This is a genomic window from Pseudomonas sp. QS1027 (assembly GCF_002814235.1).
GTDB lineage: Bacteria > Pseudomonadota > Gammaproteobacteria > Pseudomonadales > Pseudomonadaceae > Aquipseudomonas.
In genome coordinates this window covers 139,798-154,224 of sequence record NZ_PHSU01000025.1, presented here as the reverse complement: position 1 = coordinate 154,224, position 14,427 = coordinate 139,798, and the positions used below count along the sequence as shown (strand labels likewise).

The following is a 14,427-nucleotide window of genomic DNA, read 5'->3' as shown; positions in this document are numbered from 1 at the left end:
TTGCCCGCGAAGAGTCCCTCAAGGACACCTACGCTCTATCGGAACCTATCAGGCCAACAACGTCCGCACAGTGTTCATCGCATCATCGGCAAACCCCTGAACAAAACTGCGGAACCCCGGCAGCGCCTCCTCGCCGCCACTGGCCGGTTCGGCAATGATGGTCCAGGTCGCCCGGCAGCGCTGCGCATCCAGCGCCTCGACCGTCATCGCCGCCCACAGCTGGCCAACCCCCAGGGTGTTGTAGATCGTCGTCCAGGTCATCCGCCGCGCCTGCTCGTCCCGCGAGTTGAGCTGCTCGACCACCAGGTTGCCGTCCTTGAAGAATTTCTTGCGCAGCGAGCCGACGCCTTCGCCGGTGATCTCGATGCGCTCCAGCGCCGTGATAAACGCCGCGAATCCACCGAAATCGCCGACCACGGCCCAGACCGTGGCCGCGTCGCGAGCAACTTCCACCGATGAAATCACCGGGCTGCCTTGTGGGTTGCGGATCAGGCTATCGGGTTGCAGGTTATTCATGATGTAACTCCTTGTGGGTGGGGGTGAATCAGATGAATTGGATCTGTTTGAGGTAGTCGCAGCCCTTGCGCAGCAGCGCCGGGGTCTTGGCCGGGTATTGCTCGCCCATCTCGCGCACGCCGGCGGCGGCATGGGCATGGCCGATGGCCGAGATATCGCCGATGTCCTCCTCGAAACCGTTGAGGTAGAAACCCAGGACTTCGAACAGCGCGTTGTGGCTGTCGACCCGATGCAACTGGCGTTGCCAGTCGGCGACGCTGACCAGTTGGAAGTCATGGCCGGCCTCGCGGAACGAAGCCATGTAGTCGGCCCAGCTCAGGGGTTGCGGGTTATGCAGGTTGAACACGCCGTGAGCACTGGTACGCCGGCCATGCACGGCGATGAAGCGGGCGAGGAAGTCCACCGGCATCAGGTCGAAATTGAGTTCCAGGGCGGGCACCTGGCCCAGTTGCAACGAGCCCTTGAGCATCAGCATCAGCCGGTTCTTGTGGGGCTGGCTGACCCCGGTGCGGCTGTTGAAACTGATATTGCCGGGCCGATAGAGGTTGACCCAGGCGCCTTGCTCGCGAGCCCGTTGCAGGATCCGTTCGCCGACCCACTTGCTCAGGTTGTAGCCGTTCTTGATATAGATCGGCGGTGTCTGGGCCGCCGGTTGTTCGAGCACCCGGCCCTCGGCATCGACACTGCTGGAGGCCGAGAGTGTCGAGATGAAGTTGAAGATCTTCTTGCTGCGCCCCTCGCACAGGCGCAGGCATTCGAACAGCGGATCGACGTTGTCCGGTGCCAGCGACTCGTAGTCGAGCACGTGGTTGACGTTGGCCGCGTTGTGCACCAGGGCGCCGAACTCGCGATCGATCCGCTCATAGACCGCCGGTGCCAGCCCCAGCAGCGGACGGGTCAGGTCGGCGGCGTAGACCCGCACCCGGCTCAGGTCCAGGTGCTCCAGGCGGTTCTCCCGCAAGGCCCGGGCAAAGCGCTCGGCCGCCGGTTCCGCCACGCTGTCGCGGACCAGGCAGGCGACCTCGACGGCACCGCCGGCCAGCAGCGCTTCGACCAGGTGCACGCCGACAAAACTGTTGGCGCCGGTCACCAGCACCTTGTTCACATCGCCGGCACGATCGGCGGGCAATACGTTCAGGCCGAGTTCACGGGTGGTATCGATCAGGATCTGCTCGCTCAGCACCTGGCTGGTGGCCGCGCCACCGACCAGCATCGCCAGGCGGCACAGGGTCGGCTCCTCGATAAAACGGTTGATGGAGATACCCCGACCATACTGCTCGCGAATACCCAGCAACATTTTCGACAGCAGGATCGAGTGACCGCCGAGGTTGAAGAAGCTCTCATCGGTGGAGATATCTTCGACAGGCAGTTCCAGCAACTCGGCCCAGAGTTCCAGCAGGCGACTTTCGTCCGCTGTGGCGGGTAAGCGGCGGCGGCTGTTTTCGGGCGTTTCAACCGGCAGCTTGAGCAGCGCCGCGCGGTCGATCTTGCCGTTGCTGGCCGAAGGCATGTCGGCCAGCTCGGTGTAGACGGTCGGTTGCATATAGTCCGGCAGGTAGCGTTCGGCATGCTGCCGGAGGGCGTCCTGGCCGCCGGGAGACTGCGGCTGGCTCATAAAGGCCAGCACCCGCCGCCGGGGATCGATGACCACCGCGATCTGGCGGTACAGCCGACTGTCGCGCAGGCACTGCTCGATCTCTTCCGGCTCGACCCGGAAGCCGCGGATCTTCACCTGGTTGTCCCGGCGCCCGCACAGCTCGATACCTGCGCCGGTCCATTTGGCCATGTCGCCGGTGCGGTAGGCGCGCAGGCTTTCGCCCTGGCCCAGCGCCAGTTGCAGATAGCTGTCCGCGGTCTTGCCGGGATTGTTCAGGTAACCGAGGCCGACCCCGGGCCCGGCGATATACAACTCGCCGACGGTCTGCTCGGTGACCGGTTGGCGCTGCTCGTCGAGAATCAGTACCTGGCTGTTGGCGATGGCTTGGCCGAGGTTGCGATTGCCGGAGCCGGCCTGGAACTGCCTGGCGGTGACCAGCACGGTGGTCTCGGTAGGGCCGTAGAGATTGTAGAAATGGCACTGCGTCGCGAGCTTCTCGATAACGTCCGGTTCGCAGACGTCACCGCCGGTCATCACATGGCTCAGGCCCAGGGGCGTGTCCAGCGGCAGGATGCTCAGCAGCGCCGGCGGCAGGAAGGCATGACTGAGCTGTCGTCCGCGAATCAGCGCCAGCAACTGCAAGGGATCGCGACGTTGATCCTCAGTGGGCACCACCAGCTCCGCACCGCTGACCAGGGTCGGGAAAATGTCGATCAGCGACGAGTCGAAACTCAGGGTCGAGAACTGCAGGACCCGGCTGGTTTCGCTGAGCTGCACATAGTCGGCATACCAGGCGGTGAAGTGACTGAGGTTGTGCTGGCTGAGCAGTACGCCCTTGGGCTGCCCGGTCGTCCCCGAGGTGTAGAGCGCGAGGCAGGGCGCCTGGGGGGCGCGTGGCTGGCGCACCAGGGGCTGGTCTGTCGGCTTCTGCACCAGGTCGCGGACATCCAGGGCCGGCAGATGCCCGGCCAGAGGTTCTTGCCCGTCGTGCAGCAGCAAGGTGGCGCCAGCATCCTTGAGAACGAACAGCTGGCGTTGCAGCGGGTGGCCCGGATCCAGCGGCAGATACACCGCGCCGGCCCCGAGAATCGCCAGGATGCTGGCGTACAGCGCGGGGCTCTTGTGCTGGCAGAGCCCGATCACCGGCGGTTCGGCGAACGGTCCCAAGGCATCGAGCCGGGCCAGCAGGCTTTGCTGGATCGTCCGGCTCAGGTCGTGTAGCTCCCGGTACGTCAGCGTCACTCCGTCCAGGGTCAGCGCGGGGCGATCAGCGAAGCGCCGCAGGCTGGCTTCGATATGTTCGATCACCGGCACCTGGGCCAGGGCCAGCAACTCGGGGCGCGTGGTCTGGTTGAGACGGTGTTCGAAAGCCAGCGTCTCAAGCCTGCCCAGGTCCTGTTCCGGATGCTCCGAGGCCGACGGCAACGTGACGGCTTCGGAAAAGTGTTCGGCATCACGGGAGTAGCGACTGACCTGCAAGGCCACCCCTTCCACCAAGGCCTGGACCGCGGCGAGGCGCAGTGCCTGGCCATTCCCGGAACCGTCCTGATCAACGCCCAGACGCTGGATCAGGCGACTCCCGCTGTCCTCGATCAACCGGCAAAGCAGGCTGATTGCGGGTAGGCCGTGGGGTGTCACCGGCCCCTGTTCCAGACGCAGGGCCAGGTGAATGCAGGCGCCGAGGTCGCGCCGCCAACTGGTGGGCAACGCCAGGCTGCCATCTTCGATCAACAGATCCGCCGCGCCCGGCGGTTGTGCTTCGATGGCCTGCGCCTGGCTCAGGCGTTGAATCGAATGACCGTGCTGTTCCAGCTCGCGGAGCAATTCATCCAGCGCCTGGCTGCTGCCGACGAGCATAAGGGTGAGACGTCTCATGATGATCTCCTTGGCTAGATCAGGTAGTCGCTCAAGGCGTCCTGAACACAGGGCGAATCGAGCAGCGAGCTGTTGCGCAGGAAGCGCACGATATTGATCACCAGCGGATGGTGGCGATTGATCGGATACGCCAGCCCCAATGCCTCGCGCCTGAGGGCCTGGCGGATGTCCTCGGTCACCGGCAGATGCTCGATCACGCGGAAGTCGAAGGCCTTCTGGATGTCGTTGGTCAGGTAATGGACGATAAATACCGGCAGGATCTGCGCGATCAGGTCGCGGTCGTCCTCGCTCGCGGTCTGCCAGTAGATCCGTACCAGACGCGTCCAGAACCCGGCATGGCGGCCTTCGTCGAGCAGGTGGTCGGCCATCAGGCCCTTGATCGAAGGCTTGATCGTGTCGTCCTTGGCAAAGGCCGCGACATCGTTGGTCACGGTATTTTCCGAGATCGCCACGCAGATCAGCTCCATGGCCGCTTGCAGGTGCTCGGGGGCCATGCCCATGGCCGCCGGGATCGCCCGGCTCAACTCGATTTCCTCGGGTAGTTCGAGGGGTTCGATGCCGGTCATGGCCACGGTCTGCTGCATGAAATCCATGGCCACCAGGGCGTGGTAATCCTCGTCCACCACCACGGTCATGGCGTCATAACGACAGGCGAACGGGAAGGGGATCGGGAAGCGCCCCTTGGCAATGCTGCGGGCGGTGCGATCGACGATATCGGTCTCGAAAATCACCACGTCATTGATGAATTTGTAGAGACTCTGCAGCAGCACGAAATCCCGCTGTTCCGGGCACAGGGTGAGGAAACTCTCGCTGCTGACCAGTGGCTGGCGGCTCAGCGGATAGATCAGCCGGTCGTCGTCCTCGAGCAGGCGCCGTGGGCGGGTGCGGATGCTGGCGCGGCTCTCCCAGGCATCGGCGAAGGAGGTGTAGTCGGCGGCGTTCATGAGAGGGCCACCTCGACAGCCTGCTCGGTCAGGCTCAGCTGCAAGCCGTCCCACAGCGCCAGGCGGCTGTCCACGGCCGCCAGGGCGGCACTGTAGATCTCCGCCTCGCGTTGCGGCTGACCGCCCACCAGGCGTTCGAGCAAGTGTTCGGCCGCCGGCCCGTGGTCCTCGGAGTCGACATCGATATGCCGTTGCAGGTAATAACGCAGCGTCGGGGCCTGGGCGTGATCGATGCCCCACTCATCGAGAATCCGCTGGAACATCTGCGGGATAACACTTTCCCGCCCGTGCAGAAAGGCCGCGGCCACCTGATGCGCCGAGGCGCCGAGGGCGATGTCGAGGGTGTTTCTGACAAAGCCGATCACCATCGGCGCGGCGTTCACCGTGCGCAACGCGGTGTCGACCGTCACGCCTTCACGCAGCAGCTCAATGAAGCGCTCGATGGCGACCGTGCTGGCGCCTACCTCGCGCATCGCTTCCAGATACAACTCGAAGTGGCTGCAATGGCCGGGGCCTTCGCGTTGATCCGATTCCTCGCCGAGGACAATTTCATTGATCAGGCGCGCGGCCTGGGGATCCTTGGGCGGCAGCCACGGCAAAGTGGTACAGGTCAGTTCCTGTTGCAAGCGCTTGGTCAACGACATGAAGTCCCAGACTGCAAAGACATGGACTTCCATGAACCGTCGAAGTAGTGAAAGTGAATGAATCTCACTGAATACAGGGTGTTGGGTCAGTTGTTCTTTACGGGCGTCGAGAAGGTGCTTTAGTGCGCTCATTAATAATCACCACGTGTCTGCGAAGTTGAAAGGGCTGTGACAGGTTGCACGGTGTCTTCTAATCGGTCTGGCGGTACGACGGTGTTGCATTGGCTAACGGGCGAACGAGCGGATTCCTCAATAAGAAATTGAAAGTATCGAGAGAAATCACGGCGTATTTAAAATGCGCCCAGGTGTCAGCGCGTAAGCGTTTTGAGCGTATTTTGTTTGGTGTTACCGGGCGTCTATGTCTAGGCTGGCTAAGGCCTTGGCGGTAGGGCTGCCCGAAAGCCATTAAAAATTAATACAAATAATCAGCGCGGATCAAGTTATTTTTAGAACAATTGTAAGTGCAACTTTTTAATGGATGAGTGTCACCGATAACACTGGCGATGCCGTGTTTTTAGGGGTGAGAGTGCCCCTTCCGAATAATAACGATCAGAATTTAAATGAATGATGGAATGCCTCATTCAACTGGCTCTCAACGGAGTGGGTTATTAATTTGATAGGCGTGGCCGAGACACGGCTGATCCGTACTTCCGGCGCGTGGAAGTGCTCCTTGGTTGAGTGATGTAATCCGAAAGTTGCATGCGCAGAGCCGTACGTCGCTCGTCAATTGATTATCGGTGAGCAAGCCTGTGCCCAAACGGACAGTTCTGCTATCGCCGGAAGAGGCGAAACCTGTCCGAAGCGGTGAATAGATAGGGTCATCCTGCGTGGCAGGGTGTGCGCCCACGACATCTTTCACAAATCATGCAAAACAGCTGATGAGCGCTTGTCGGCCGCGTTGTTATCGCTCACCGGCAACCTGTCTCCTCAGCTCGCGAGCCACCGTGCACGTCGGTAAAACCGCAGGCCCGGTGTCTTGCGGGCGTATCGGCTCAGGGGGTCAAGACCGGGTCTGGGCCAGATAACGCAGAATCACTTCAATGCCGCGTTGCAGGTGGTGTCGCAGGTTCTCCACGCACACCTCGATCTCGCCGGCCCGAGCAGAGCTGAGGAGGGCGCGATGGTCATCCTGGGAGAGTTGGCCCAGCCCCATGGCGGACAGGTTGAAACGCAGGAAGCGTTCTTCTTCCACCAGGCCCTGCTCGATCAGTTTCAACAGTTTGTGATTGGGCGCCTTGCTGTAGAGCTCCATGTGGAACAGGCGGTTGAGCCGTCCGACCTGGGTATAGTCCTGTTCGGTTTCCAGCAGATCGATATAGGCCTCGATCTGCTGGAAGTCGCGCTCCTCGAGCAGGGGCACCGACAGGCGCAGGGCCTCGGTCTCCAGGAGGATGCGCAAGTCGTAGGCTTCGATGGAATTATCGACGATCAGTGGCGCAACCACGGCCCCCTTGTGATGCACCACATGCAGGAGCTCCTGGGCTTCGAGCTGGCGCAGGGCTTCACGCACGGGCATGCGGCTGACGCCGAACAGCGTCGCCAGTTCCTGTTGGCGCAAGGCCAGACCACAGGGAAGGCGCCCGTCCAGGATGGCGTTGCGCAAGGTCTCCTCTATCACCGCCCGGGCCAGGTGGGCGGGTATGGGTCCATTGACGTGAACGCTGTTCAAGGGATTCGGTTTTTCCGCCACGCGACTACTCTGTTTTGAACAAGGTTGAAGGGTGATCCGATGGCACACTAGAAGCTGCCCGGGTGCTTGTCAAACCGTCCGTTTTCTGCGCCTTAGGCGCGCTATAACGGATGATTGCATGGTGCCATTCTCTTCCACCAGCCCCCCCTGAAACTATCAATCGATTCCCAAGTGGCTGTAGGGACTCGCCCTCTTGGCAATGCGTATTGCTTCCCGCTGTCCCAGTGTTTTGCACAAGGTTCCAGAACCCGGGTTTTCAAGGTATCCGGATGTGTCGGAGAGGTCCTCGGGGCACGTGAAAAAATCATCGCCCCTCACCGGCTCGGCGCCGGGGCGCTTATGAAAAAGGCCCTATTGATATTCCTTAATAGTATTTAAGTTATCTCTCTTATATCTATATCGTCATATTTCTGCGTGCTCACCGACCCTTGGGTGGGCCGTATGAACTGAACCCACACGCGACCCGCGTGAGTGTCTGATCACCAAGTGCACCTCTGAGCGTGCCCTGCGCAGGAGTCCTTCCATGTCCCTGGCTTCTTCCGTTTCGACCACCGCTGATGCCCCGGCACAGCACTTCGACGTCCGCCCCTTTGATGGATCGGTGGGCGCTGAAATCGTCGGCCTCGACTTGAGCCAGGCGCTCAATGCCGAGGACTTTGCGCGCATTCACCGTGCGCACCTGGATCACCATGTGGTGGTGTTCCGCGACCAGCGCATCAGTCCCGAACAGCAGATCGCCTTCAGCCGCCGGTTTGGCGTGTTGCAGATTCATGTGCTCAAGCAATTCCTGCTGGCCGGGCACCCGGAGATCCTGATCGTTTCCAACATCGTCGAAAACGGCCAGAACATCGGCCTGGGCGATGCGGGCAAGTTCTGGCATTCCGATCTCTCCTATAAGGAGCTGCCGAGCCTCGGTTCGATGCTGCACGCCCAGGAGCTGCCATCCGAAGGCGGCGACACCCTGTTTGCCGACCAGCACAAAGCCTGGGACAGCTTGCCCGAGGCCCTGCGCAAGGCGATCGAAGGCCGTTCGGCGGCGCACTCCTACACAGCGCGTTACAGCGAGACCAAATTCGAAGGCAACTGGCGGCCAACCCTGACCCCTGAACAACTGGCCCAGGTCGCCGAGGTGGTGCATCCCATCGTGCGTACCCACCCGGAAACCGGGCGCAAGGGGTTGTTCGTCAGCGAGGGTTTCACCACGCGGATTGTCGGCCTGCCGGAAGACGAAAGCCGCCAACTGCTGAGCGAGCTGTATGCCCACAGCGTGTTGCCGGAAAACATCTACCGCCATCAGTGGCAGCCCCACGACCTGGTGTTCTGGGATAACCGTTCGCTGGTGCACCTGGCCGCCGGTTGCCCGAGTTACCTGCGGCGCAAGCTCTACCGCACCACCATCCAGGGCGATGCCCCGTTCTGATCTGATCGCTTCAAGGAGCATCCCCATGCCTGCACCCTTTGCGTTGTGGCCGAAACTCGGCCGTCTCACCACCTCCGTTGGCCTCGGCTTGAGCCTGTTGGCCGGCAGCCTGCTGGCGCCTACCACGGCCCAGGCCGAGGGCGAGATCCGCGTCGCCGAACAGTTCGGTATCGTCTACCTGCTGCTCAACGTGGTCCGCGACCAGCACCTGATCGAGAAATACGGCAAGGCCGAAGGGATCGATATCAAGGTCGACTGGACCCAACTGTCCGGCGGTGCGGCGATCAATGACGCGCTGCTGTCCGGCTCGGTGGATATCGCCGGTGCGGGTGTCGGGCCGTTGTTGACCATCTGGGATCGCACCTACGGCAAACAGAACGTCAAGGCGGTCGCCTCCCTGGGCAACTTTCCCTATTACCTGGTGAGCAACAACCCGAAGGTCAAGACCATCGCTGACTTCACCGACCAGGACCGTATCGCCTTGCCGGCGGTCGGCGTTTCCGTGCAGTCGCGCTTCCTGCAATACGCCGCGGCCAAGCAGTGGGGCGACAAGGAATTCAATCGCCTGGACAAATACACCGTCGCCGTCCCGCATCCCGATGCCACGGCGGCCCTGATTGCCGGCGGTACCGAATTGACCGGGCACTTCTCCAACCCGCCGTTCCAGGAACAGGCGCTGGAAAACCCCAACGTGCACGTGGTGCTCAACAGCTACGACCTGCTCGGGCCGAACTCGCCGACCGTGTTGTTCGCCACCGAGAAATTCCGCAACGACAACCCGAAAACCTACAAGGCCTTCGTTGACGCCCTGGCCGAAGCGGCCGACTTCGCGCAGAAGGACAAAGGCGCGGCGGCGGACACCTACCTGCGGGTGACCAAGGCCAAGATCGACCGTGCGGCGTTGCTGAAAATCATCGACAACCCGCAGTTCGAATTCAGCATCACGCCGAAGAACACCTACCCGCTGGCCGAGTTCCTCTATCGCGTGGGCGCCATCAAGCACAAGCCGGAGTCGTGGAAGGACTACTTCTTCGAGGATGCCAAACTGTTGCAGGGGAGCTGACCGAGATGAATGCCCTCTTGCAAGGCCACACGGCCAGCAACCCGAGCATCGCCACCCCGGCGTTGCTGGCGGTCGACCAGGTCAGCCTGGAATACCGCACCCCGGCGCGCGTCGTGCGGGCGACCCACCGGGTCAGTTTTGAAGTCGACCACGAAGATCGTTTTGTCCTGCTCGGGCCTTCGGGCTGTGGCAAGTCGACCTTGCTCAAGGCGGTGGCCGGGTTTATCCGGCCCTGCGAAGGCGAGATCCGTCTGCAAGGCCAGGCCGTCACCGAGCCGGGCCCGGACCGTATCGTGGTGTTCCAGGAGTTCGACCAGTTGCCGCCCTGGAAAACCGTCAAGCAGAACGTGATGTTTCCGCTGTTGGCGTCGGGCACCCTCAAACGCCGGGAGGCTGAAGAGCGGGCGCTGCATTACCTGGAAAAGGTCGGGTTGTCGGCCTTTGCCGACGCTTATCCGCACACCTTGTCCGGCGGCATGAAAGCCCGGGTGGCGATTGCTCGGGCCCTGGCGATGCAACCCAAGGTCCTGCTGATGGACGAGCCCTTCGCCGCCCTCGACGCCTTGACCCGGCGCAAGATGCAGGAGGAGTTGCTGCAACTCTGGGAAGAGGTGCGTTTCACCCTGCTGTTCGTCACCCATTCGATTGAAGAGGCGCTGGTGGTGGGCAACCGCATTTTGCTGTTGTCACCCCATCCGGGTCGGGTACGGGCGGAGATCCATAGCCATCAGTACAACCTGCACAGCCTGGGCGGCGTCGAGTTCCAGGCGTCGGCGCGCCGGATCCACCGGTTGCTGTTCGACGAAACCCCGCAGGCTGAAACCGAACTGGATTTCGCCGATATCCGCATCGCCTATTGAGCGGCTGGAGGAATGCCCGATGAGTCTTTCATCCCCTGTGCGTGAAGAATATGAAGTGGTCCTGGAGCCGTTGCTCGAGGTCCCGCTGGAGCGCGAACTGCCTCTGGCGCAACGGTTGTGGCAACAGGGTTGGTTGCGCAAGAGCCTGATCCTGATCTTGCTGGCGGTGCTTTGGGAAGCCGCGGCGCGGTATCAGAACAACGACCTGCTGCTGCCGAGTTTTCTGCAGACGACGAGTGCGTTGTATGACGGCCTGATCAGTGGCGAATTGTTGGATAAGGTCGGGATTTCCCTGGTGGTGCTGCTCAAGGGCTATGTGCTGGGGATTGTCCTGGCGTTTGCCTTGACCACCTTGGCGGTGTCGACCCAGTTCGGGCGGGACCTGCTGAGTACCCTGACCTCGATGTTCAACCCGTTGCCGGCGATTGCGTTGCTGCCGCTGGCATTGCTCTGGTTCGGGCTGGGGCAGAACAGTTTGATTTTCGTGCTGGTGCACTCGGTGCTCTGGGCGTTGGCGCTGAATACCTATGCCGGGTTTCTCGGGGTGTCGGAGACCCTGCGCATGGCGGGCCGTAATTACGGCCTGAAGGGTTTGCGCTTTGTGCTGTTCATCCTGATTCCGGCGGCGTTGCCGTCGATTCTCGCTGGGCTGAAGATCGGTTGGGCGTTTGCCTGGCGCACCTTGATCGCGGCCGAGTTGGTGTTCGGCGCCACCAGCGGCAAGGGCGGGTTGGGCTGGTACATCTTCCAGAACCGCAACGAGCTGTACACCGACAAGGTGTTCGCCGGGTTGGCGGTGGTGATCCTGATCGGCTTGCTGGTGGAGAACCTGGTGTTCGACACGCTGGAGCGGGTGACGGTGAAGCGTTGGGGGATGCAGCGTTAGAGCGGATGAGAAGACCTTGGTCGCGGGGCCGCGACCAAGGTATTACATCTGTCTTTGTGGGTTCTTTGACCCAGATCAATAGTCTGATGATCAGATGGCAGCACATTGATATCACTGTAGAGGTTATCAACCTTGCTCCTCTTCGGTACCGACCTCGGTGCCGCCTTCTCCCCCTCCCTATGATGTCCACCGATGTGGGCACAGATCACCAAGCGACTGAAACATCGGGAAGGAGTCCGACACCGTATTTGCTGTATTCCCGTGAGTGGGCCCCCCGCCATGCCTGAAATTCAGGATCTTTCACACGTTTTCATCCAGACCCTCGAACAGAGCATCGACAGTGTGGTGGTGATTGATAGCAAGAACCGCGTCATCCTGTTCAACGCTGCCGCCGAAAAGTTGTGGGGTTATGCGCAGCAGGAGGTGGTCGGGAACAATGTCAGTATGCTGGTCCCCCAGTTGCTCCGCGCGGATCACGACGGCTACGTCGATGCCAATCGCCACACGGGCGTCAACAAGATCGTCGGCACCAGCCGTGACGTGCCGATCGAGCGCAAGGACGGCAGCCGGGGTTGGGGCGCGATGTCCATCTCCAAGGTCAGGACCGGTGGCCAACTGATGTACACCGCCTTCATCAAGGACATTACCGTCCAGCATGAAGAGCGCCAGCGCCTGTCTCTGCTGTCGCTGGTGGTCGACAGCACCGAAAACGCGATCATCGTCACCGATGCCCGCTGGCAGATTCTCTACATCAACGGTGGGTTCACGCGCATGTTCGGCTACGACGAGGCCGCCGTGCTGGGACGAACGCCCATCGAGGTCATCGCGCCCTATTTCGAACAGGAAGACATTGCCGCCATCCGTGACCTGTTGGGACGAGGCGGGCCCTACGTCTCACAGGCGTTTGGTTATCGCCATGATGGTCATCGTGTCTGGTGCAATGTCACTACCTATCCGGTGCTCGATCATCTCGGCCACCTGACCAATACCGTCACCGTGCTGATTGACGTGACCCACACGCGGATGCCGGAGATCCTGCGGCATAAAGTGCTCGAAGCCATGGTGCGGGAGGAGTCATTGGCGGCCTTGATGACGCTGGTCTGCCGTGAAGTCGAGCGGATTGCCCCCGAGGTGGTGGCTTCGATCCTGCGGGTCGACCAGGCGGGCACCTTGCACCCGCTGGCCGCGCCCAGCTTGCCCGAACATTACTCCAGGGCCCTGGAGGGTTTGCCCATCGGGCGGCAGGCCGGCTCCTGCGGCAAGGCGGCCTTCAGCGGTGAGCCGGTGATTGTGACGGACATTGCCCATCACCCGTTCTGGGAGGCCTTTCGTGATGAGGTGATCGCGCTGGGGCTGAAGGCCTGTTGGTCGACGCCGATCAAATCCAGTTCAGGCCGGGTGCTGGGGACGTTCGCGTTCTACTATCGTGAGAACCGCGAGCCAAGCCCACAGGATCAGCAACTGGTGAATGCCACGATCCACCTCTGCGCATTGGCCCTGGAGCGCGAAGAGTCCCGCGCCCACATCCGTCAGCTGGCGTTTTACGACGACCTGACCGGACTGCCCAATCGCAATATGCTGCATGCCAAGGCCGACCAGGCGATTGCCGATGCGGTGCGCAGCAAGAGCAGCCTGGCGGTGCTGTTCATTGACCTGGACCGGTTCAAGCAGGTCAACGACTCCCTCGGGCATCCGGCGGGCGATGAGTTTCTGTGCATGATCGCCCGGCGTTTGAATGAACGGCGGCGCAAGCAGGATATTGTCTGTCGGCTGTCTGGCGATGAGTTTGTGCTGGTGTTGCCGCAATGTTCATTGGAGCAAGTGACCGACCTGCTGGTCAGCATCAAGAGCTGCCTGAGCGCGCCGTGTCAGATCGCCGGCGTGACCCTCAGGCCGTCCGCCAGTATTGGCGTCAGCTTGTTCCCGGAGGATGGTCGGACCATGGAGGTCCTGCTGCAACGGGCTGACATCGCCATGTATCAGGCCAAGACCAGCGGGCGGGGCGGCATCAGTTTCTTCAGCCACGGACTGGATCAGATGGCCAAGGGCCGACTGAACCTGGAGGCGGCGTTGCGTGAGGCCATCGATCAGCAACAACTGTACCTGGTGTATCAGCCGCAGATCGATCTCAACCACCAGGAACTGTGTGGTATCGAGGCCCTGGCGCGGTGGTCGCATCCGCAATTTGGCGATGTCTCGCCCACCACCTTCATTCCCCTGGCCGAAGAGTGCGGCTTGATCGGCGAGTTTGGCCAATGGTCGTTGCGCGAGGCCTGCCGGCAGTTGGCAAGCTGGCGCCGTGAGCACCTGAGGGTGCCGGGCATTTCGGTGAATCTCTCGCCGACCAATTTCCACAACCGTGAATTGCCAGGCCTTATCAGCCGGGCCTTGTCGCAGAACGGACTGGTGGCGGCGGACCTGACGGTGGAGATCACCGAGAACGTGTTGATGGACAACAACCCCGATACCTTGTGCACGATCGACGAGGTTCATGCCCTGGGTGTGCGCCTGGCCATCGATGACTTCGGGACGGGTTATTCGAGTTTGAGCTACTTGCGACGATTGCCGATCCAGGAGCTCAAGCTGGATCGCAGTTTTGTCCATGACCTGGAAACCGACGGCACCAGCCAGGCCCTGAGCGAAGCCGTGATCCGTATCGGCGAGAGCCTGGCGTTGCGGGTGGTGGCCGAGGGTGTGGAAACCCCGGGCCAGCAAAAGATCCTCCAGGCCCAGGGCTATGAGGTGGCGCAGGGGTTTCTGATTTCCAAACCGTTGCAGGCGGTCGAGTTGGGGCCCTGGCTGGAGAGTTTTCGGCTTAATGCCTGAGGTTCCATTGCCGAGTTCATTCAGTTGCGGCCTCTGGTGCGTTGATATACATCCGCTGATTTTGTGGTGCCTGTACTGCCGCCTTCGCGGGCAAGCTCCGCTCCCA

The 14,427-nt window shown here is 61.5% G+C and carries 10 protein-coding genes; 5 read left to right on the top strand and 5 right to left on the bottom strand.

Features of this window, described 5'->3' with window-relative positions:
• Positions 1 to 48: 48 nt before the first annotated feature.
• The 5 genes from CWE01_RS22220 to CWE01_RS22200 form a co-directional block, all read right to left on the bottom strand.
• Complete coding sequence (locus CWE01_RS22220; RefSeq protein ID WP_100942692.1) at positions 49 to 516, bottom strand: SRPBCC family protein; 468 nt, start codon at positions 514 to 516, stop codon at positions 49 to 51.
• 28 nt (positions 517 to 544) lie between these two features.
• Positions 545 to 3,988, bottom strand: coding sequence for an amino acid adenylation domain-containing protein (locus CWE01_RS22215; RefSeq protein ID WP_100942691.1), 3,444 nt, complete (start codon positions 3,986 to 3,988; stop codon positions 545 to 547).
• 14 nt (positions 3,989 to 4,002) lie between these two features.
• Entirely contained in the window at positions 4,003 to 4,932 is a 930-nt protein-coding gene (locus CWE01_RS22210; RefSeq protein ID WP_100942690.1) for a diiron oxygenase, read from the bottom strand.
• Positions 4,929 to 5,708, bottom strand: a complete 780-nt coding sequence (locus CWE01_RS22205; RefSeq protein ID WP_100942689.1) for a DUF3050 domain-containing protein — start codon at positions 5,706 to 5,708, stop codon at positions 4,929 to 4,931. The genes CWE01_RS22210 and CWE01_RS22205 overlap by 4 nt, the downstream gene beginning before the upstream one ends.
• Positions 5,709 to 6,576: 868 nt before the next feature.
• Complete coding sequence (locus CWE01_RS22200) at positions 6,577 to 7,266, bottom strand: GntR family transcriptional regulator (RefSeq protein ID WP_100942688.1); 690 nt, start codon at positions 7,264 to 7,266, stop codon at positions 6,577 to 6,579.
• 523 nt (positions 7,267 to 7,789) lie between these two features.
• Between CWE01_RS22200 and CWE01_RS22195 the strand changes: the two genes are divergently transcribed.
• The 5 genes from CWE01_RS22195 to CWE01_RS22175 all read left to right on the top strand — a co-directional run bounded on the left by CWE01_RS22195 (position 7,790) and on the right by CWE01_RS22175 (position 14,321).
• Positions 7,790 to 8,686, top strand: a complete 897-nt coding sequence (locus CWE01_RS22195; RefSeq protein ID WP_100942687.1) for a TauD/TfdA family dioxygenase — start codon at positions 7,790 to 7,792, stop codon at positions 8,684 to 8,686.
• Positions 8,687 to 8,711: 25 nt separating this feature from the next.
• Positions 8,712 to 9,749 carry an ABC transporter substrate-binding protein gene (locus CWE01_RS22190; protein WP_100942686.1) on the top strand — a complete coding sequence of 346 codons (1,038 nt, stop codon included), beginning with the start codon at positions 8,712 to 8,714 and terminating at the stop codon, positions 9,747 to 9,749.
• A gap of 5 nt (positions 9,750 to 9,754) precedes the next feature.
• On the top strand, positions 9,755 to 10,609 hold the full coding sequence (locus CWE01_RS22185) for an ABC transporter ATP-binding protein (protein ID WP_100942685.1): 855 nt from the start codon (positions 9,755 to 9,757) through the stop codon (positions 10,607 to 10,609).
• 19 nt (positions 10,610 to 10,628) lie between these two features.
• Positions 10,629 to 11,495, top strand: a complete 867-nt coding sequence (locus CWE01_RS22180; RefSeq protein ID WP_100942684.1) for an ABC transporter permease — start codon at positions 10,629 to 10,631, stop codon at positions 11,493 to 11,495.
• Between the two features lie 279 nt (positions 11,496 to 11,774).
• On the top strand, positions 11,775 to 14,321 hold the full coding sequence (locus tag CWE01_RS22175; RefSeq protein WP_100942683.1) for an EAL domain-containing protein: 2,547 nt from the start codon (positions 11,775 to 11,777) through the stop codon (positions 14,319 to 14,321).
• The last annotated feature ends 106 nt before the right edge of the window (positions 14,322 to 14,427 follow it).